The sequence below is a fragment of the Pseudomonas sp. LPH60 genome, from assembly GCF_030718165.1.
GTDB classification, from domain to species: Bacteria; Pseudomonadota; Gammaproteobacteria; order Pseudomonadales; family Pseudomonadaceae; genus Aquipseudomonas; species Aquipseudomonas danubii.
The window spans coordinates 613388-631805 of sequence record NZ_JAVAJH010000005.1; the positions used below are offsets into that span (position 1 = coordinate 613388).

Annotated in this window: 19 protein-coding genes; 12 read left to right on the forward strand and 7 right to left on the reverse strand. The window is 63.5% G+C overall.

Annotation, left to right across the window (positions count from 1 at the left end; translation table 11 throughout):
• Window positions 1-99 precede the first annotated feature (99 nt).
• From Q8O96_RS21240 to Q8O96_RS21260, 5 genes are all read left to right on the forward strand, one after another.
• Window positions 100-1167 carry a DUF2333 family protein gene (locus Q8O96_RS21240; RefSeq protein ID WP_102862996.1) on the forward strand — a complete coding sequence of 356 codons (1068 nt, stop codon included), beginning with the start codon at window positions 100-102 and terminating at the stop codon, window positions 1165-1167.
• Between the two features lie 3 nt (window positions 1168-1170).
• Window positions 1171-1707: an NUDIX hydrolase gene (locus Q8O96_RS21245; protein WP_092319250.1), complete on the forward strand. Its 537-nt coding sequence runs from the start codon at window positions 1171-1173 to the stop codon at window positions 1705-1707.
• 201 nt (window positions 1708-1908) lie between these two features.
• A complete protein-coding gene (locus Q8O96_RS21250) occupies window positions 1909-2280 on the forward strand; it encodes a translation initiation factor Sui1 (protein ID WP_015634001.1) in 372 nt (123 codons plus the stop codon).
• A 222-nt stretch (window positions 2281-2502) separates the two neighbouring features.
• Window positions 2503-4416: an arginine decarboxylase gene (gene speA, locus Q8O96_RS21255; RefSeq protein WP_305949339.1), complete on the forward strand. Its 1914-nt coding sequence runs from the start codon at window positions 2503-2505 to the stop codon at window positions 4414-4416.
• 174 nt (window positions 4417-4590) lie between these two features.
• The gene (locus Q8O96_RS21260) at window positions 4591-5466 is read left to right on the forward strand and encodes an alpha/beta hydrolase (RefSeq protein WP_102862998.1); all 876 of its coding nucleotides are present in this window, start codon (window positions 4591-4593) and stop codon (window positions 5464-5466) included.
• On the opposite strand, the gene Q8O96_RS21265 is transcribed toward Q8O96_RS21260, so the two are convergent.
• Both Q8O96_RS21265 and Q8O96_RS21270 read right to left on the reverse strand, forming a co-directional pair.
• Entirely contained in the window at window positions 5460-6806 is a 1347-nt protein-coding gene (locus Q8O96_RS21265) for an MATE family efflux transporter (RefSeq protein WP_305949340.1), read from the reverse strand. The genes Q8O96_RS21260 and Q8O96_RS21265 overlap by 7 nt on opposite strands.
• Window positions 6807-6873: 67 nt before the next feature.
• Window positions 6874-7167: a hypothetical protein gene (locus tag Q8O96_RS21270; RefSeq protein ID WP_102863000.1), complete on the reverse strand. Its 294-nt coding sequence runs from the start codon at window positions 7165-7167 to the stop codon at window positions 6874-6876.
• A gap of 189 nt (window positions 7168-7356) precedes the next feature.
• Here Q8O96_RS21270 and Q8O96_RS21275 point away from each other — a divergent pair, with 189 nt between their 5' ends.
• The 5 genes from Q8O96_RS21275 to Q8O96_RS21295 all read left to right on the forward strand — a co-directional run bounded on the left by Q8O96_RS21275 (window position 7357) and on the right by Q8O96_RS21295 (window position 11823).
• Window positions 7357-7662 carry a MazG-like family protein gene (locus tag Q8O96_RS21275; RefSeq protein ID WP_102863001.1) on the forward strand — a complete coding sequence of 102 codons (306 nt, stop codon included), beginning with the start codon at window positions 7357-7359 and terminating at the stop codon, window positions 7660-7662.
• Window positions 7659-8408, forward strand: coding sequence for a methyltransferase (locus Q8O96_RS21280; protein ID WP_305949341.1), 750 nt, complete (start codon window positions 7659-7661; stop codon window positions 8406-8408). Before Q8O96_RS21275 ends, Q8O96_RS21280 begins: the two co-directional genes overlap by 4 nt.
• Window positions 8409-8419: 11 nt before the next feature.
• Complete coding sequence (locus tag Q8O96_RS21285; RefSeq protein WP_305949342.1) at window positions 8420-9028, forward strand: DUF4136 domain-containing protein; 609 nt, start codon at window positions 8420-8422, stop codon at window positions 9026-9028.
• 41 nt (window positions 9029-9069) lie between these two features.
• Window positions 9070-9627, forward strand: a complete 558-nt coding sequence (locus tag Q8O96_RS21290; protein ID WP_102881942.1) for a DUF4136 domain-containing protein — start codon at window positions 9070-9072, stop codon at window positions 9625-9627.
• Window positions 9628-9804: 177 nt separating this feature from the next.
• Window positions 9805-11823, forward strand: a complete 2019-nt coding sequence (locus Q8O96_RS21295) for a pilus assembly protein TadG-related protein (RefSeq protein ID WP_305949343.1) — start codon at window positions 9805-9807, stop codon at window positions 11821-11823.
• Here Q8O96_RS21295 and Q8O96_RS21300 read toward each other — a convergent pair.
• Together Q8O96_RS21300 and Q8O96_RS21305 are read right to left on the reverse strand one after the other, a co-directional pair.
• On the reverse strand, window positions 11808-14570 hold the full coding sequence (locus Q8O96_RS21300; RefSeq protein ID WP_305949344.1) for an ATP-binding protein: 2763 nt from the start codon (window positions 14568-14570) through the stop codon (window positions 11808-11810). The two genes, Q8O96_RS21295 and Q8O96_RS21300, sit on opposite strands and share 16 nt — an antisense overlap.
• Window positions 14567-15004: a TadE/TadG family type IV pilus assembly protein gene (locus tag Q8O96_RS21305; RefSeq protein ID WP_115581522.1), complete on the reverse strand. Its 438-nt coding sequence runs from the start codon at window positions 15002-15004 to the stop codon at window positions 14567-14569. The genes Q8O96_RS21300 and Q8O96_RS21305 overlap by 4 nt, the downstream gene beginning before the upstream one ends.
• Window positions 15005-15078: 74 nt before the next feature.
• Between Q8O96_RS21305 and Q8O96_RS21310 the strand changes: the two genes are divergently transcribed.
• Together Q8O96_RS21310 and Q8O96_RS21315 are read left to right on the forward strand one after the other, a co-directional pair.
• Entirely contained in the window at window positions 15079-15549 is a 471-nt protein-coding gene (locus Q8O96_RS21310) for a prepilin peptidase (protein ID WP_102863008.1), read from the forward strand.
• 126 nt (window positions 15550-15675) lie between these two features.
• Entirely contained in the window at window positions 15676-16464 is a 789-nt protein-coding gene (locus Q8O96_RS21315; protein ID WP_102863009.1) for a response regulator transcription factor, read from the forward strand.
• Between the two features lie 56 nt (window positions 16465-16520).
• Here the strand turns inward: Q8O96_RS21315 and Q8O96_RS21320 are convergent, their stop codons facing one another.
• The 3 genes from Q8O96_RS21320 to Q8O96_RS21330 are packed head-to-tail and all read right to left on the reverse strand — an operon-like array spanning window position 16521 to window position 18418.
• Window positions 16521-16787 carry a DUF3613 domain-containing protein gene (locus Q8O96_RS21320; protein ID WP_102881936.1) on the reverse strand — a complete coding sequence of 89 codons (267 nt, stop codon included), beginning with the start codon at window positions 16785-16787 and terminating at the stop codon, window positions 16521-16523.
• A 1-nt stretch (window position 16788) separates the two neighbouring features.
• Window positions 16789-17523 carry a tetratricopeptide repeat protein gene (locus Q8O96_RS21325; protein ID WP_102863011.1) on the reverse strand — a complete coding sequence of 245 codons (735 nt, stop codon included), beginning with the start codon at window positions 17521-17523 and terminating at the stop codon, window positions 16789-16791.
• 10 nt (window positions 17524-17533) lie between these two features.
• Window positions 17534-18418 (reverse strand): type II secretion system F family protein, encoded by an 885-nt coding sequence (locus tag Q8O96_RS21330; RefSeq protein ID WP_305949345.1) that lies wholly within the window; start codon window positions 18416-18418, stop codon window positions 17534-17536.

Sequence of the window (18418 nt, forward strand, 5' to 3'; positions counted from 1 at the left end):
GGCGCGCATTTGCCGGAAGATATATCCCGTCAAGGCAAGGCACGATGGAGTAGGGTTGTGGTCGAACCGATGAACCCAAGTGATTGAAAGGACATAGCCATGCTGGATTGGAAGAATCGCGCAGGTAGCGCGCCGGATCGTGCTGCCGAACCCAAGTCGGCGACACGCAGCTATTTCGGTGGCCTGCTGTTCAGTCGTGCCCTGGCCACCTTGCTGGGCCTGTACCTGTTGGTCACGGGCGGCCTGGGCTGGTACTGGAGTCAGGAACCTGCGCTGTTCCCGGTCCAGCAGAACGCCCAGATCGCTGCCGAGAAGGAAGGCCGGCAGATGGTGGTGGGCTACACCACCGTGGAAACCCTGAAGACCGTGGTCGGTACCTTGCTGGACAAGCCGGGTGGCTATATCTCCAACGACCGTTTTCCACCGGGCCTGTGGATGGACAACATGCCAAGCTGGGAATATGGCGTGCTGGTCCAGGTCCGCGACCTGACCCGCGCCTTGCGCAAGGACTTCGCCCGCTCCCAGTCGCAGTCCGCTGAAGACTCCGACCTGGCCAAGGCCGAACCGCGCTTCAACTTCGACAACAAGAGCTGGGTGCTGCCGTCCAGCGAGTCCGAGTACCAGGACGGCATCAATTCCCTTAGCCGCTACCAGGCTCGCCTCTCCGATCCAAACCAGAAAACCGCGCAGTTCTATGCCCGTGCCGACAACCTCAACAACTGGCTGGGTGATGTAGGGACGCGCCTGGGCTCGCTGTCGCAACGGCTGTCGGCCAGTGTGGGCCGGGTCAAGCTCAACACCGCACTGAAAACCGAAGTGCCGGCCCCGGGCCAGGGCCCGCAGGTGGATGAAGAAGTGGTGGAAACCCCATGGATGCAGATCGATAACGTCTTCTACGAGGCCCGTGGCCAGGCCTGGGCGCTGTCGCACCTGCTGCGTGCGATTGAAGTGGACTTCGCCGACGTGCTGGCGAAAAAGAACGCTACGGTCAGCGTGCGTCAGATCATCCGCGAACTGGAGGCCTCCCAGGAGCCGGTCTGGAGCCCGATGATTCTCAATGGCAGCGGCTTCGGCGTCCTGGCCAACCACTCGTTGGTCATGGCCAACTATATTTCCCGAGCCAACGCAGCGGTCATCGACTTGCGCCAACTGCTCAATCAAGGCTGATCCATGGTTGCGACCACCAATGAGGCGGCCCATCGCGCCGCCTCCGATGCTGAAGAAATAGCCTGGGTCGATGGCGAAGACCAACTGCTGGGGGCCATGGTCCGCTCGGAGCTGCGCGAGCGCGGCCTGATCGGGCGTGGCACCTACATCATGCTGTTCAATTCTGCCGGTGAGCTGTGCGTGCACCGGCGCACCCTGAGCAAGGCCATCTACCCGGGCTATTGGGATGTTGCCGCCGGTGGCATGGTCCTGGCGACTGAAAGCTATGCCGAATCCGCCGCCCGGGAACTGGAAGAGGAACTGGGGGTGAGCGGCGTCGAACTGACTGCCCATGATCACTTCTTTTTCGAGGACACCGGCAACCGTCTCTGGTGTTCGGCGTTCTCTGCCGTGTGGGACGGTCCGCTGCGTTTGCAGCCGGAAGAAGTCCTGGAAGCGCACTTCATTCCCCTGGATCAGGTGCTGCGGGAAATCCACGAAAAGCCCTATTGCCCGGACTCCCTGGCCGCCTTGCAACGTTATCTGGCCCGACGTCGTTAAAGTTGCATAAATTGACGCTGATTGGCTCTTAGCAACCGGGCTTTTTGCCGTTACACTGCGCGACTTTTCAAGCTGAACCGATGCTGCTTCTTAAACAAGGGCGCCCGGCTCAGTAGCGCTGCCCCTGCCTGAGTGGGGCTTCGCGGTCGATGGCACCGCCATGTGCTTCGACCAGTCTTTGTCCTCCCAAGAGGATTGCCGGTGGCCAAAAAAGCCGCATCCTTCGCCGCCCTTGGTGGCCTGGTGTTTTCCACCGACGCAGGTCGACATTGCCCGGACTGTAGCCAGCCGGTGGCCGCCTGTATCTGCAAACAAACCGTGATTCCGGCCGGCGACGGCATTGCCCGCGTGCGTCGCGAGAGCAAGGGCCGTGGCGGCAAGACGGTGACCACCATCACCGGCGTGCCTCTGGCCGAAGACGCCCTCAAGGAGCTTGCTACCACGTTGAAGAAACGCTGTGGCACCGGTGGCGCCTTGAAGGACGGCGTCATTGAAATCCAGGGTGACCATGTCGAGCTACTCTTGGCGGAACTGGTCAAGCACGGTTTCAAGGCGAAGAAGTCCGGCGGCTAGCAGCCTCTGTGAAAACCACCTCTGACTGGACGCTGTCTTGATTGGCTCAGGACGCAGGTGTCGTCTCCATGGTTTTCACAGAGCCTGTTCATGAACGGTTTCTAAACTCAGCACGGCAGGCGCGGTCTATTGCGCTTGCAGGCTAATCGTCATTTTCATTCTTTAGACTGCGCCGACCCCGGATTGGGGCGGCGCTCTATGACTTCTTTATAGGGGACTTCGATGTCCGTACGACGCACACGTAAAGACGATGGCAGCCAATGGACCGTTGCGGACAGCCGCAGTGTCTACGGGATTCGCCATTGGGGGGCCGGGTATTTCGCGATCAATGACGCCGGTCGCGTCGAAGTTCGCCCGAATGGCCCGAGCAGTTTGCCCATCGATCTGTTCGAGCAGGTCGAGGAGCTGCGCAAGAGCGGCTTGTCCCTGCCTTTGCTGGTGCGCTTCCCGGACATCCTCCAGGACCGTGTACGCCAGCTGACCGGCGCTTTCGACGCCAACATCGCGCGCCTGGAATACCAGAGCAAGTACACCGCCCTGTACCCGATCAAGGTCAACCAGCAAGAAGCGGTGATCGAGAACATCATCGCCACCCAGAACGTCTCCATCGGCCTGGAAGCCGGCTCCAAGCCGGAACTGCTGGCGGTCCTGGCCCTGGCGCCCAAGGGCGGCACCATCGTCTGCAACGGGTACAAGGACCGTGAGTTCATTCGCCTGGCACTGATGGGCCAGAAGCTTGGCCACAACGTGTTCATCGTCATCGAGAAAGAGTCCGAAGTGGGCCTGGTGATCGAGGAAGCGGCCTCCCTCAAGGTCAAGCCACAGGTGGGCCTGCGGGTGCGTCTGTCGTCCCTGGCGTCGAGCAAGTGGGCCGACACCGGCGGCGAGAAATCCAAGTTTGGCCTGTCGGCGGCGCAGCTGCTGTCGGTGGTGGAGCGCTTCCGCGCCGCCGGCCTGGACCAGGGCATCCGCCTGCTGCACTTCCACATGGGCTCGCAGATCGCCAACCTGGCGGACTACCAGCACGGTTTCAAGGAAGCCATCCGCTACTACGGCGAGCTGCGCAACCTCGGCTTGCCGGTGGATCACATCGACGTGGGCGGCGGCCTGGGCGTGGACTACGACGGCACCCACTCGCGCAACGCCAGCTCGATCAACTACGACATGGACGACTACGCCGGCGTGGTGGTGGGCATGCTCAAGGAGTTCTGCGACGCGCAGAGCCTGCCGCACCCGCACATCTTCTCCGAGAGCGGCCGTTCCCTGACCGCCCACCACGCCATGCTGGTGGTGCAGGTGACCGACGTCGAGAAACACAACGACGACGTGCCGAAGATCGAAAACAAGGAAGAGCTGCCGGAAACCGTGCAATGGCTGGTGGACCTGCTGGGTCCGACCGACATCGAGATGGTCACCGAAACCTACTGGCGCGCCACGCACTACATGAGCGACGTGGCGGCCCAGTATGCCGACGGCAAGCTGACCCTGGCCGAAAAAGCCCTGGCCGAGCAGTGCTACTTCGCCGTGTGCCGTCGCCTGCACAACTCCCTCAAGGCACGTCAGCGTTCCCACCGCCAGGTGCTGGACGAACTCAATGACAAGCTGGCGGACAAGTACATCTGCAACTTCTCGGTGTTCCAGAGCCTGCCGGACACCTGGGCCATCGGCCAGGTGCTGCCGATCCTGCCGTTGCACCGTCTGGACGAAGAGCCGCTGCGTCGCGCGGTGCTGCAAGACCTGACCTGCGACTCCGACGGCAAGATCAAGCAGTACGTCGATGAGCAGAGCATCGAGACCAGCCTGCCGGTTCATGGTCTCAACGAGGGCGAGGACTACCTGCTGGGGATCTTCCTGGTGGGCGCCTACCAGGAAATCCTCGGCGACATGCACAACCTGTTCGGTGACACCGACTCGGTGAACATCTACCAGCGGCCCAATGGCAGCGTGTACCACGCCGGGATCGAGACCCACGACACCATCGAAGACATGCTGCGTTACGTGCACTTGTCGCCGGAGGAGTTGATGACTCATTACCGCGATAAAGTGGCCAGCGCCAAGATCAGCGCCGCCGAGCGCACCCAGTTCCTCGACGCCTTGCGCCTGGGCCTGACCCGCTCGTCCTACCTGTCGTCCTGAAGGCCCGGGCATCCCCAGCGATGCCTGTTCCGTCACGGCACAAAGCCGCGCCCTGCGATGGAGGGCGCGGCTTTTTTTTGAACGGTTTCCAGGTTCGCCACGGAAGAGGGGGCACCGTTTCATTTCAGCTAGCCTGCAAAGAGGCGTCCATGGTGGGCGCAACGAGGCTTGCTGATGCTCAATACATCGAAAGGCGCCTGGCGTCTGCTGTTCGGCACCCTGGTGCTCAGCCTGCTGGCGGCCTGTTCACCGCTCAAGGCGCTTAATTCCCTGACCCCCGACAGCACCTTTATCAAGACCCGGGACATTGCCTATGGCAGCGATCCACGGCAGAAGCTGGATGTCTATCAGCCCCGGCAGGTGGTTCCCGGTGCACCGGTGGTGGTGTTCTTTTACGGTGGCAGTTGGAACAGCGGCTCGCGCAACGACTACGACTTTGTCGGCGAGGCCCTGGCCTCGCGGGGCATGGTGGCGGTCCTGGCGGACTACCGGCTGTATCCACAGGTGCGCTATCCGGCTTTTCTTGAAGACGCGGCCCGCGCCGTGGCCTGGACCCATGAACATATCGGCGAGTTTGGCGCCGACCCGCGGCGGTTGTATCTGATGGGGCACAGTTCTGGCGCCTACAACGCGGCCATGCTCGCCCTGGACTCGCGCTTGCTGGGGCAAGTCGGGCTGACGCCGCAGATCATCAAGGGCTGGATCGGCCTGGCCGGGCCCTATGACTTTCTGCCGATCCGCAACCCTGAGGTGCGCCCGGTGTTTTTCTACCCTGATTCGCCGCCGGACTCGCAGCCGATCAACCACGTCAGCCGCGGCGCGCCGCCGGCGCTGCTGATAGCGTCCGATGATGATTCGCTGGTCAACCCACAGCGTAATACCGGTGGCCTGGCCAGCAAGCTGCGAGCGGCAGGAGTACCGGTGCAGGAGTTCTATTTCTCCCGCACTGGCCACGCCACGCTGGTGGCCGCCCTGTCTCGCCCCTTGCGTGGGCTGGCGCCGGTACTGGATCGGGTCAGTGGCTTTGTCGAGTCGACGCCGACTCAGTGAGCCCCGGCAAACCAGCCATCGCGTCGTTCCAGGTGCCAGGCGAAGGCTGCCAGGGTCAGGCTGCGCAGGAGCATGAACAGCAGAAAGGTCAGCCACAGGCCGTGGTTGCCGAAGCCTTGCAGGCCCCAGGCGAAGGGCAGTAGCAGGAGCACGGTGAGGAGCATGCCGTTGCGCATTTCCCGGGCTCGGGTGGCACCGATGAACAGGCCGTCCAGCAGGTAGCTCCAGACGGCGATCAGGGGCAGTACGGCAAGGTAGGGCAAATAGGTGAAGGCGGTCTGGCGGACCTCGAGAATGTTGGTCTGCATCTCGATGAACAGGTGGCCGCCTAGCAAGAACATCAGTGCGAATCCCAGGCTGGCCAGCAATGACCAGCCACCGGCCACCACCAGCGAACGGCGCAGGGCCTGGCGATCGTGGGCGCCGATGGCGTGGCCGCACAGGGCTTCCACCGCGTGGGCCAGTCCGTCCAGGGCATGGGCGGTGAGCAACAGACCGTTGAGCAGCAGAGCGTTGGCTGCCACCGTGGCATCCCCGAGGCGGGCGCCTTGTACGGTGATCAGGAAAAACACCGATTGCAGGGCCAGGCTGCGGATGAAGATGTCGCGGTTCACTGCCAGCAGCGGGCGCCAGCTTTGCCAGCGGCGCAGCGCGGCCCAGACGATCCGTCCCGGATAGGCGCGCAGGGCCGGCCGGGTCATGGCCAGGCCGATCAATGCCCCGGTCCATTCGGCGATCACCGAGGCCCGGGCCGAGCCCACCACGCCCCAGTCCAGGCTCAGGACGAACCACAGGTTGAGTGCGATGTTTACCAGGTTGGTACTGAGCAGGATGGCCAGCGGTGCCCGGGCATTCTGGGTGCCGAGGAACCAGCCCACCAGGGCGAAGCTGGCCAGGGCCGCTGGCAGGCCCAGCAATCGGGTGTGGAAAAATGCCCGGGTCATCTGGTCCAGGTCCGCCGAGGGTTGCATCAGGTGCAAGGCCGCGCCGCTCAGCGGCACGCCGATGGCCCCAAGCAACAGTGCCAGGCCCAGGGCCAGCAACAGGCCCTGGAGGAGGATCTGGCGCAGGGCAGCCCCGTCGCCACGGCCGGCGGCCTGGGCGGCAAACCCGGTGGCCCCCATGCGCAGAAAACCCATGGCCCAGGCCAGGAAGGTATAGAGGCTGGCGCCTACTGCCACGGCCCCCAACTGATGGGCGTGGGGCAGGTGACCGATCACGGTGCTGTCCACCAGGGCCACCAGGGGCACGGAAATATTCGACAGGATCATCGGCGCGGCCAGGGCCCAGACGCGGCGATGGGTGGGGCGATGATGCCAATCGGTGATCAGGGGGGACATGCGGGCTCCTTGCGAGAGCCGGCATTGTAGCCTCGGCGACGAGAGGCGCCGAGGTTTCAGAAGGGAATCAGTGGATGATCCAGCTCAGCAGCCAGAGACCGAGCACCAGCCAGATGATGCCGAGGATGATCGAGGCGCGCATGAAGGCGCGGATCGCCGAGTAGAGGAACATCAGGCCGATGATCAGGCCAATGATGCTGACAATGGAGGTGTCCATTCCCAGGGCCCGGGACAGTCCGTCGACGAAGTTGCCACCGGCGTGGGTCAGGGTATTGAACAACCCGCTGAGCAGGTCGACGATAAACCGGATGACCGAACCTATGGCCTGGCCAAGCCACTCGAAGAAACTTTCTACCTGCATGTGTGCGTCCTGATGAAAGAGGGGGCGGGTGCCCGAGCTCAACCTTGGGCCATGAATGCCCGCAGCGAGTTCCCTGTTAAGCATAGAAGCTGCCGGGGCCGCTCATTCTGTAGGAGCCGACCGGCCGGCGAAAGCACTCTTGCGTCCCACGGCTATCCCCCGGAAGCTATACGCCTTCAGGAGACCCCGATGAATCTAGAGCAACTGACCCAACGCCTGCACGCCATTCGTGACCACAACGATTGGCGGCAATTTCACAGCCCGAAGAACCTGGCCATGGCCGCCAGTGTCGAGATGGCGGAGCTGGTGGAAATCTTCCAGTGGCTGACCGAGGAGCAGTCGCGACAACTGCCCGCGGACAAGCTGGCTCACGCCGGACAGGAGGTAGGCGATATCGTCCTCTACCTGCTGTTGCTATGCAGTGAACTGGGACTGGACATGGACCAGGTGGTGCGCAGCAAGCTGGCGGACAGCGAACGGCGGTTCTGCTCATGAGCGATCGGCATTTCGACCAACTGGCCACTCGTTTCGCCGAGAAGATCTATGGCGGCGCCAAAGGCGCGATCCGCCTTGCGGTGCTCCAGGCCGACCTCAAGGAAAGCCTGCCCGAGCGGCCGCTGCGGGTGCTGGATATCGGTGCCGGCCTTGGGCACATGTCACTGTGGCTGGCCCAGCACGGGCACCAGGTGACGCTGGCCGAGCCCGCCGCGCCGATGCTCGAAGGCGCCCGCCAGCGTTTTGCCGAGGCCGGGCAGCAGGCGACCTTCATCCAGGCGCCTTGGCAGGAGTTGTTGGGGCAGCTCACCGAGCCCTACGACCTGGTGCTCTGCCATGCGGTGTTGGAATGGCTGGCCGAACCCCACGCGATCCTGCCGGTGCTGCACCAACTGACCCGCGCCGACGGCTGGCTGTCCCTGGCCTTCTATAACCGCGATGCCCTGGTTTATCGCAATCTGCTCAAGGGCCACTTCCGCAAGCTGCGCAAGAACGACATGGCCGGCGAGAAGCAGAGCCTGACCCCACAACAACCGCTTGATCCGCGCGAGCTGGCGGCGCAACTTGAGGGCTTGTGGCGAGTCGAAACCCAGAGCGGAGTGCGGGTTTTCCACGATTACATGCCGGTGGAATTCCAGGCTCGCGCCGAGCTGACGGATCTGCTGGAGATGGAATTGGCTCACCGCCGACACCCAGGTTTTGCCGGGCTTGGGCGTTATCTGCATTGGCTGTGCCGGCCGGTCTAACGGAGTGCGCAATGAAACGCCGCCTGGGTCTGATCTTCCTGTGTTCCGGGCTTGTCGCCTGTCAGGGCAGCAATCCTTACGTCGCCAGTAGCAAGCCCCTGCCACCGGCGCCGCCGCAAGCGGCCAACACCTTCGACCGCAGCGCCTATCCGGCTCCGCAACGGGACTATGGGCGCTACCGCAACTGGGCCTGGCTCAATGGGCGCCTGCCCAACGGCTCGGCCTGGGCCGACTCGGCGCAGATCGCCGAGGCGGTCAGCAATGCCCTGGATCAGCAGGGTTTGCGACCGGTGCAAGACCTGCGTCCGGCGGACCTGTGGGTCAGCGCCGACCTGCACCTGGAGAAGCGCCTGCGCCAGGTCCGGGACGATTATGGTTATGGTGGGTACGGGGGGTACAACCGCTACGGGCCGGGTTACGGCATGTACGGCAGCGTGCCGGTGGTGCGCACCTACGAGGTGGAGGTCGTGGTGGTCCGGGTCAATCTGTTTGACGGCGCCAGCGGCCAGCCGGTGTGGAGCGCCAGTGCCGAGACCAGCAGCAGGGGCAGCCTGAGTGAACGTGCCGATTCGCTGCGTGAGGCAGTGCAAAAGGCCATGGCCGCCTATCCTCCCAGTTAGTTGAACGATGCCCGTTTTTGCTCTTCACGCGGAGAAACAGCATGTTCCATCGAATCGCGTTACTGGTGTGTGCCGCCTTGCTCAGTGCTTGCGCTGCTGACCAGATCAATCATGACTTTGACGCCAGCCGGGACTTTGGCGCCTACCGCAGCTGGAGCTGGAAAGAACCCGCCCTGCAATATCGCCCCGACGATCCGCGCATCAAGAGTGACCTGACCGAGCAGCGCATCCGTCAGGCGGTGGCCGAGCAATTGGACCAGCGGGGTCTGCGCCCGGCCCAGGGCGGGAGCCGGGCGGACCTGAATGTCCAGGCGTATCTGATCGTCGAGGACCGTCAGCAACAGGTCACCACCCACTATGGTGGAGGCTGGGGTGGCCCATGGAATGGCTACTGGGGCGGCCCGATGTACAACGAGACCCGTAACATCACCTACAAGGTGGCGACCCTTCAGATCGACTTGCTGGACGGTAAGGACGGCAGGCTGGTGTGGCGTGGCAGTGATGAACAAATGCTCAGCAGCTCGCCCAATCCCGCCGACCGCACGACTGCGGTGCGTACTACGGTGATGCGAATCCTGCAGAACTACCCGCCGCACTGAGGCCTTTACCAGGCAGGAGCACCGGCTTTGGCAAGCGCCGCAGACAGCCTGTGGCGCGCCTTTGCGCCGACAGTCAGGCGAGCTGGCAGCCTGCCAGCGCAGGCCCGGGCCTTTGACTACACTGCTGTGCATCGATGGAGAGTGCGCTCGGCTGCGAGCCGGTAAAGGAGTGCCCCGATGTCTCCTCTGAAGCGGTTTACCGGCCCGGCCCGTCAACGTGGCGCCATTGGCCTGATGGCGGCAACGACCCTGGGCCTGGCGCTCTTGCTGATGCTGCTGGTGGTGGACAGCGGCCGGCTCTACATGGAGCAGCGCAAGTTGCAGCGGGTAGCGGACAACGCTGCGCTGGAAGCCGTCAGCCGTGGCGGCAATTGCCTGGCCGGCCTGACGGCCGCCACCTATGTTGGGCAGAGTGCAGTGCGCAATGGCTTCGTCGTCGCCGCCGGCAATACCCTGACCACCAACTGCGGCTTCCTGAGCACCGGAGCCGACGGTTTGCGTACCTTCAATGCCAACCCGGCGCAGTCGGCGGCTGTGCAGGTAATCGCCACTAACACCGTCCCCATCAGTGTGGCCTCGGGTGTTGCTGCGCTGTTCTCGCCAGGTCCGATCAACCTCACCACGCAGCTCACGGCCACAGCCGTTGCGGCTGCACCCACGCCACCGCTGGCGCAACTGAGCATTCGCAGCACCATCGCCACCGTCAACAGCGCCAACTCAGCGTTGCTCAATGCCCTGGTGGGCAACATGCTCGGCGGCAGCGTGAACATCAGTGCCGTGGGCTGGAATGGCCTGCTCAACAGCGATATCAATTTGCTGAGCTACCTCGACCAACTGGCCATCGACCTGGGCGTCGCCGCCGGCAACTACACCCAGTTGCTCAACACCCAGGCGAGCCTGACTCAACTGATCCAGACTGCCGCCACCGTGGTCCAGGCCAATGGCGCGACCGCCGACATACTGGCGGCCCTGGGGAGCCTGCAGGCGGCGGTGAGTGCTCAGATACCGGAGCTGGAACTGGCGGACATCCTGAAACTGCAGACCGGTGCCGTGTCCACCGCGCTGGATGCCAACGTGCAGCTGTTCCAACTGCTGCAAGCGATGGTTCAACTGGCCAACAGCAAGAGCGCGGTGGCGGCGGTAATACCGGCCAACCTGCTGGGCCTGGCCAGTGTGACGGTCAGGGTCAAGGTCATCGAGCCACCGCAGTTCTCGGCGGTCGGTGACCCTCGGCTGGCCATCCTCGATCCGTTGGGAGCCAATCGCATCTATGTGAGCACAGCCCAGGTACGGACGCTGGTTTCGGTCAACCTCACGGGCCTGTCCGGGGTGACCGGCCTGGCCAATGCCGTGCTGGGGCTGGTGGGTTCGCTGACACCGACCCTCAACAGTGTCCTGAGCCTGAACCTGGCGGCCACCATCAACTCCGTGGGCTGCCTGCTGGGCGCCGGCTGCCAGCAAGTCGACCCGCAAGTGCTGCCTTCTCCGCGAATCGACATCAACCTGGAGTTGGGGGGCGCCAAGGCCTACGTCACCAACTTCAGCTGTCCGACGGGCAACACCGGAAGCAAAAGCCTCACGGCGCACAGCGAATCGTCCCTGGCCGACATCAAGGTCGGGCAGATTGATCCCAACACGACGTTCTCTTCCTCGACGCAACCTGTGGTGACGCCGCTGCCGATCATCGACCTGGGCATCTGGACCTGTCGCAAGATTCTCGGGATCGGCAGTTGCGGGCCAGCACGCACAGCCTTCGCCGCCGGGGGCATCGGCATCAAGGTCGACGCTTCGCTGGGGCGCAGCCAGACCGGGCCGAACCTGGGGCGGGACCTGACTTACTCAAGCGGTGCGCCGGATTTTTCCGTCCCCCCGAACGTCAACCAGGCGCCGAGCTACCAGAACGCTGCCCCGACCAACAACCTCGTCAACAGCCTGTCGGGCACTATCTCCGGGATCAGCCTGCAGGTTTACCAGCCGGTCAGCGCCAACCTCCTGGGTTCGGTGGTGGCGGGCGCGGGAGGGCTGATCAATGGTGTCACCAGCCTGATCATGCCGTTGATCAGCAATCTGCTGAGCCCCTTGCTCGATCCGCTGTTGAACAACCTGCTGGCGGCATTGGGGGTCAGCCTGATGGACGTCCAGGTCGGTGCCAACCTCACCTGCGGGCAGACGGGCAGGGCCTATCTGGTGATCTGATCCGCCTGGACAATTGGCAGTTCGATGCAAAAGCGCGCGCCGTCCTGACCGTTGCTGACACTCAGGCGACCGCCCATGTTCTGGACTATGCCGTAGCTCACCGACAGACCGAGCCCGGTGCCGACGCCCACCGGCTTGGTGGTGAAGAAGGGTTCGAAAATCCGTTCCAGCAGCCGCGGGTCGATGCCGCCGGCGTTGTCCTCGACCCACAGGCGCACCCACTGTTCGTCGCGCTGGCCATGTACGGCAATCCAGGGTTTGAAATCCTTCTGCTGCCCTTGCTTGCCCAGCAGGGCGTCCCGGGCATTCACCAAAAGGTTGATCAGCACCTGTTCCAACTGGTCGACAAAGCCCAGCACCTGAACCTCGAAACCCAGCTCGCTGATACGCAGTTCCAGCCCCTTGCCACGCATGCCCTCGGCCAGCAGCGACAGGGTCCCCTCGATGGCCTGGGCCGGATTGAAGGGCTGTTGCTCCACCTCCGAGCGCCGGCCGAATACCCGCATGTGATCCACCACTCGAGCGGCCCGCTGGACCTGAGCGTCGATGCGATGGAGTTTTTCGGTCAGGTAGTCGACCTGGATATCGCCACTGTTCAGGCGCTTGAGCACATTGACGATGGCCATGCGCATCACGTTGAGCGGCTGGTTGATTTCATGGGCCAGGCCGGTGGCCATTTCCCCCAGGGTGGCCATTTTCGCGCTTTGCGTCAGTTGCTGTTGGGAACGCCGCACTTCGGTGTTGTCGCGGCCCACGGCCTGGATTTCCAGCAACTGCCCCTGTTCATCGAATACCCCACGATCCGACCAGACCCACCAGGCGTGTTCACGCCCTGGCAGTTGCAGGTTGATCTCGGCGGTGCTGACCGGAAACTCCGGGCTCAGCAACGTGAGCCGCCGTTCAAAACCCTCGCGCTGCTCGGCGGACAGCCACTGTCCGAGATTGCTCCCCGGCAGATCTTCGGCGGCGCACTCCAGGTAGGCCGCCAGCGGCCGGTTGCCGAAGGTCAGGGTCAGGTCCGGGCGGTAGCGGCAGATCATCGCCGGTGAGTCTTCCACCAGAATCCGGTAGCGCTCTTCGCTCTGGCGCACGTGCTCGGCGGCCAGGGTGGCTTCGGTGACGTCCAGCCACAGGCCAACAGCTTCCACCGGCAGGCCCAGGTCATCGCGCAGCAGCCGGGCTTCGTCCAGTACCCAGTGAAAGTTCCCCTGGCGATCCCGGAGTCGGTAGCGGGCATGGACATTGCCCTCACGCAGCAGTTGGCGACAGCGCTGGAAGTACAGGTCGCGGTCCTCGGGATGGACCCAGTCCGCCACGGCGCCTTCGTTGCAGTCTTCCAGGCTCCAGCCCAGCAGCGGTTGCAGGCTGGCGCTGAAAAAACTCGGTTGCAGAGCGCCTTCCAGGTAGCGCTGGACATAGATCACCGCCGGCGAGCTGGCGATCAGGTTGTCCAGGCGGGCATGGGCGGCAGCGGCTTGTTGCTGTTGGTTCTTGATATCGCTGATATCCAGCATGAACCCCACCAGCCGTTGCTGTTCGCCTCGTCCCAGGGCCTGGCCCTGCAAACGGTACCAGCGCGTTGCTGCGCTCGGGTCAGCTTCGTGCAGGCGTACGCACAGCAGCAGCGGCTTGCCCAGCTTCAGGGCCTGCAGGCGGCTGTTGAGTTCGGCGCGGTCGGCGGGATGAATCAGTTCCAGCCACTCCTGGACGCTGAGTCTGTTGCTGTCGGCGGGCAGTTGCAGGCTGGCGGCCAGAGGCTTGGCCAGCAACACTTCGGCCGTGTCGGCGCGCAGTTCCCACCAACCGGTGCCCAGCAGCCCTTGCAGGGCTTCCAGGCGCTCCAGGTGCAGGTGATGACGCTGTTCCCGCCGGCGGCTGAGCAGTGGTCCGGCCAGGGCCGCAGTGAGCATCAGCCAGTCGCGGTCCAGCAGGTTGGGCGCGTGTTGCTGTACGGCGTAACAGCCGCACAGCAGCCAGGCCGCGACGCCATGGTCGTCCCGGTAGGGCACCAGAAAACCTTCGCGATGACCGAAGATGCCCTGCAATCGCGGGTGTTCATTCAGGCCCTGGATTTGATTCAGATGCAGCGGTGTATTGCCGCTCAGGCTATCCAGGCCAGTCCCCAGGTCCTGGTCGTCATGCCACAACCGGGGCGAGTCATGGGCACTGTAGCAACTGTGGATGACCCAGCTTTGTTCCTGTTCGTCGAGCAAGGCCAGGCCCAGGCAGGGGATGTGCCAGTAGCGGGCCAGGTCGGCGAGTTGGTCGTGCAGCACGTCCGGCAGGCGGGTCAGGTTGCACAGGCGGATCTGTTCGCTGATCTGCGCGGCGAAGATCTGGCATTGCTCACGGCTCAGGGCCTGTTGGCGTTGCTGGATCAGGTCGCCGATGTCCAGCAGATGCAGCAACCATTGCGAGCCCCAGGGCTGGAGCCAGCCGCGCAGGTGCAAGGTCTTGCCACCCAGCCCGCGCAGGTCCAGGTCCAGCACTTGTCCGCTCCAGTCGGCGGGACGGCCTTCGAGGGCCAGGGTGCTGCCGGGCAGGATGTAGTCCAGCAGGTGCGATGGTTCGGCGCTGGGGGGCAACTGGGCCAGCCCATGACGCAATGGCCCGCTGCTGGTGAGGACCCGGCCCTGGGGGTCGAGTACCAGTTGCAGGCCAACAGCCTGGGGCGGGACCCGGGACTCGTCGGCGGGGAGTGGCTGACGCCCCAGCAAGCGTCCAAGCAGCTTGTCACCAGAGGTCAAAATTGCACACTCGAGATGGCGCTCAGGTTGGTGGGCAGGTTGGGCACCGGGCCGACCACCGGTAATACCAGGCGCGGCAGTACCTGGGTGAGTTTCTGGGTGGGGTAGTCGATCCGTACTGTGAGTACGCCGTTGGCGTACACCGCGCTGTGGTCGGTGGCGGCGAAGTTGAAGGCCGGCGGAATCCAGTTGGTCTGGTTCTGCACCACCGTGTTGGCCAGGTCCTGCACTGTGGTGGCGTAGTCGTCAGTATTGGGGTCGACCGCCACGGCCCGGCGCACCGCTTCAGCGGTCGCCTGGTTGAAGGATTGCATCATCAGCAGCGGCAGGCTGTAGCTGACCAGGCCGTAAAACACCGCGAAGAAGATCACGAACACGGCGGCGAACTCGATCGCCACAGCACCTTTCTGCTTTCTAGGGAGGCCCGGTTTCATGAGTGCGTCTACCCTGACAACCACTATGTCCATTGAGCATAGGATCAATCCGGCAAAAGGAACCCTCTTAGGCGATGCATTTCTGGGTTTTGTGGATCTGGTTGGCAATCTGTGCGCTGCAGGATCTGCGTCAGCGGCAGATCGCCAACAGCTTGACTCTGGGCGTCGCGCTGCTGGCCGGCCTATACCTGTTGTGGACCGGCAGTACCTGGCTGGGGGCCAGTGCCGCACAGGGTGGTTGGGCATTGTTGCTGGCCCTGCTGTTCACTTTGCCCGGGTATGCCATGGGGCGGATGGGGGCGGGGGACGTCAAGTTGATGGCGGCCCTGGGGCTGCTCTGCGATCCGGAGCACTTACTGGGGGCCTTTATCGGCGCTGGGCTGTGCAGCCTGGTGTGGTTGCTGATCGCGCCCAGGCTCTGGTTTCAGCAGAAACAAGGGCTTGAGCCCCAAGAGGGAGGGACCGGCAGGCGCTTGTCAAAAAAATACCCATTTGCTCCGTTTGTACTGGCTGGAATGGTCTTAACTGTGAGCGTGATCCATTAGTCGCCGGACTGATTAATGCGATGTACATAGTCGGAAAGTGGGTCTAGGTTTTTATGTGTAGCTGCCTGGATCATGCGAGGCAGGACAGGAGTGGTCAGTCGACGAATGGCCCGCACGGAGTAGCACGTGAACAAGCTCACCTCACAGATGAAAGTGCTCGTGGTCGATGATCAGCCACTGATTGTCGAAGAACTTTGCGAGTTTCTTGAAAGCAGTGGTTACCGTTGTGTTCCTTGCGAGTCCAGCCTCCAGGCGATGGAGTGCTTCAACAAGGACCCGGAAATCTCCCTGGTGCTCTGCGATCTGCACATGCCCGATATGGACGGTATCCAGCTGGTGCAGGAACTGCAGCGCCTGGCCGGCAAGCATCGGGTGTTCGAAGCCATCATGCTCACCGGGCAGGCGGACAAACAGGACGTGATCAAGGCCCTGCGCGCCGGCATTGCCGATTACTACCAGAAACCCATCGACCTGGACGAACTCCTCGAAGGTCTGCAGCGTCAGGAAGTCGCCTTGCAGGAGCGGCAGAAGAACCTGCACCTGGGGCACCTGAACCAGAAGCTGCAGTTTCTTTCGGAGTCCATAGACGATCTCTACCAGGACCTGGACAAGGTCCGGCGTACCCCCGCCGCCAGTCGCAGCGAGGAGTCTCAGGGCGACAGCGCAGACGGGGATGCCATCGAGATTCCGGCCATCTTCAACCAGCTGTCGCCACGACAACTGGACGTGGCGCGACTGGTGGGCAAGGGGCAGACCAACTACCAGATCGCCTGTGAACTGGGGATCACCGAAAACACCGTAAAACTCTACGTTTCCCAGGTCCTGCGGCTGACCCACATGCACAACCGCACGCAACTGGCCCTGGCCTTGTCACCGAGCAATTCGGGGCTGCGCCAGCGGGTCACCGCCCACTGATAACGAGCAGTGCATGGCGGCGGTGATGAGCTTGCCGCCGCTTGATTGCCTCCTGGCTACTTGGTTTCCACCTTGCCACCGGCATCCGGGTCGTACAGGTCCGGAATTTCGTAGTGGTATTTTTTCAACCAGCGTTGCAACGCCAGCTCACGTTCCGTGGGGGTCGCCGACTGTGGCTGTGGCGAGGCGGCCAGGTTGCGGCTTTGCAACAGCAGCCAGCCTTCGGTCTCCTGCTGCTGGGGCGAGGCGGGGCCTGCATCGATGGCTTGGGCAGCCAGAGGCATCGTCAGCAGGGCGGTGCAGCAGAGCATGGGCAGTTTCATTTCAGCGCTCCTTGGACGGCGTGGCCTCGGGCTGCAGGGTCGTGGAACCCTTCGCCACCTGGGGCACGGAGGCCGTGGTTGTCGCGGGTTTCCCCAGCGCCTCGGCGCGGGCCTGGGCCTGGGAAAACTGCTGGGGATTCAGGTTGGCCTGGCTGACCACTTCGGCGGCCTGCTTCCAGTTGTCCTGATAAAGCAACAGGGTCACCAGGTTGATGGCCGCCAGAGGCTCGGACTGCTTGAGCTCGATGGCAGTGAGGAATTCGAAGCGTGCATCTTCGATGCGCAACTGGTTGAGGTAGACGACCCCCAGGTCGTTGCGGATTTTTTCATTGGTCGGTGCCAGTCGCGCCGCCCTTTGCAGGTGAGCCTGAGCCTGGCCGTTGTCCCCCCGGGCCGCCGCCAATTGGCCCAGGCCATGCTCGCCCTCGGCGGCCAGGCAGGAGCCCAGAAGGCTGCGGTACAGTGGCTCGGCCTCATTACGGCCCAGCAGGCGGTAGACCCGGGCCTTGCGCACCCGCACTTCGGCGAGGTTGTCCGGCAGGTTCTGCAGGTTGGCCAGGCTGGCGTGCAGCTTGCCGTCGTTGGCCATCTCATCGGCGAGGTTCACCGCCAGTTCCTGCTCGGAGCTGAGCTTGGCGCAACTGGCGGAGTGGGTCAGGGCTGCCCACGGCACCTGGCCGTTGCTGGCGCATCCGCCGAGCAGCAACAAACTGGTGGCGACAATCATGGCTTTCATCAGATTCCCTCTAGGAAGCAAAGGCCCGGGCGATGGCGGTGAAGCCCGGCCCGGCCAGCACGATCAACAAGGCGGGGAAGAGAAACAGCATCATCACCACCGACATTTTGGCCGACATTTTCGATATGTATTCCTGCAGGCGAGTCAGGCGCCGGTCGTCGAGCAACTGCTTGAGGGCCTGCAGGGATTTCATCGCCCCGCCGCCTTGCAGTACCAGTTGCTGGAGAATCACACAGGTGTCGGTGAATTCGTCCACCGCCAGCAGGGTCGCGGTCTGGCTGAGCTCCTGGCCCAGCTCCAGGCCCGAATCGACCCGTGCCAGGATCAGGCGCAACTCGTGGGTCAGTTCCGGCAGCAGCTTCCCGGCTTCGTTGCTCAGGACCCGCAGGGCCTGTTCCACGGCCATGCCCGACTCGAACAGAATGCGCAGCAAGGGAATGAAGGTCGAAATCTCCAGGGCGATCTGCTTCTGCCGGCGATGAGCGGCGTAGGCCAGGGCGCGCTTGGGCAGCAGATAACCGGCCCCGGCCGCCAGCATCGGTACCAGCCATTTGCTTTGTGCGTTGGGGAATGCCACTTCCTGGACAAAGATCACCAGGCACACCGCCAGCACCGGGGTCGCGATCTGGCTGGCGGCGAACAGCGAGCGCTGGCTGGCGCGACGCCAGCCCAGACGGTTGAGCAGGGTCTGGGTCTCGCTGTCCATGCTGACGGCGCGCTGGCCGAAGCGGCTGTCGCCCAACTGTCGCAGCCAACTGCCCAGGCGGTTGTCACGGGTCAGGTTGCCTTGCAGGCGCTGGGCAACCTGGCGCTCGCGCCGGCGTTGCTCCAGCACGCCGTTGCCAAGCAGCAGCAAGGCACCTAAAAACAGCATCGCAGCGGCCAGCAGAAGCAT

Excerpts from the sequence above, each read along its gene's own strand:
- Q8O96_RS21240 (WP_102862996.1), top strand. The coding sequence starts at position 100 with ATGCTGGATTGGAAGAATCGCGCAGGTAGCGCGCCGGATCGTGCTGCC.
- Q8O96_RS21245 (WP_092319250.1), top strand. The coding sequence starts at position 1,171 with ATGGTTGCGACCACCAATGAGGCGGCCCATCGCGCCGCCTCCGATGCT.
- speA (WP_305949339.1), top strand. The coding sequence starts at position 2,503 with ATGTCCGTACGACGCACACGTAAAGACGATGGCAGCCAATGGACCGTT.
- Q8O96_RS21260 (WP_102862998.1), top strand. The coding sequence starts at position 4,591 with ATGCTCAATACATCGAAAGGCGCCTGGCGTCTGCTGTTCGGCACCCTG.
- Q8O96_RS21265 (WP_305949340.1), bottom strand. The coding sequence starts at position 6,806 with ATGTCCCCCCTGATCACCGATTGGCATCATCGCCCCACCCATCGCCGC.
- Q8O96_RS21270 (WP_102863000.1), bottom strand. The coding sequence starts at position 7,167 with ATGCAGGTAGAAAGTTTCTTCGAGTGGCTTGGCCAGGCCATAGGTTCG.
- Q8O96_RS21275 (WP_102863001.1), top strand. The coding sequence starts at position 7,357 with ATGAATCTAGAGCAACTGACCCAACGCCTGCACGCCATTCGTGACCAC.
- Q8O96_RS21280 (WP_305949341.1), top strand. The coding sequence starts at position 7,659 with ATGAGCGATCGGCATTTCGACCAACTGGCCACTCGTTTCGCCGAGAAG.
- Q8O96_RS21285 (WP_305949342.1), top strand. The coding sequence starts at position 8,420 with ATGAAACGCCGCCTGGGTCTGATCTTCCTGTGTTCCGGGCTTGTCGCC.
- Q8O96_RS21290 (WP_102881942.1), top strand. The coding sequence starts at position 9,070 with ATGTTCCATCGAATCGCGTTACTGGTGTGTGCCGCCTTGCTCAGTGCT.
- Q8O96_RS21295 (WP_305949343.1), top strand. The coding sequence starts at position 9,805 with ATGTCTCCTCTGAAGCGGTTTACCGGCCCGGCCCGTCAACGTGGCGCC.
- Q8O96_RS21305 (WP_115581522.1), bottom strand. The coding sequence starts at position 15,004 with ATGAAACCGGGCCTCCCTAGAAAGCAGAAAGGTGCTGTGGCGATCGAG.
- Q8O96_RS21310 (WP_102863008.1), top strand. The coding sequence starts at position 15,079 with ATGCATTTCTGGGTTTTGTGGATCTGGTTGGCAATCTGTGCGCTGCAG.
- Q8O96_RS21320 (WP_102881936.1), bottom strand. The coding sequence starts at position 16,787 with ATGAAACTGCCCATGCTCTGCTGCACCGCCCTGCTGACGATGCCTCTG.
- Q8O96_RS21325 (WP_102863011.1), bottom strand. The coding sequence starts at position 17,523 with ATGAAAGCCATGATTGTCGCCACCAGTTTGTTGCTGCTCGGCGGATGC.
- Q8O96_RS21330 (WP_305949345.1), bottom strand. The coding sequence starts at position 18,418 with ATGCTTCTGCTGGCCGCTGCGATGCTGTTTTTAGGTGCCTTGCTGCTG.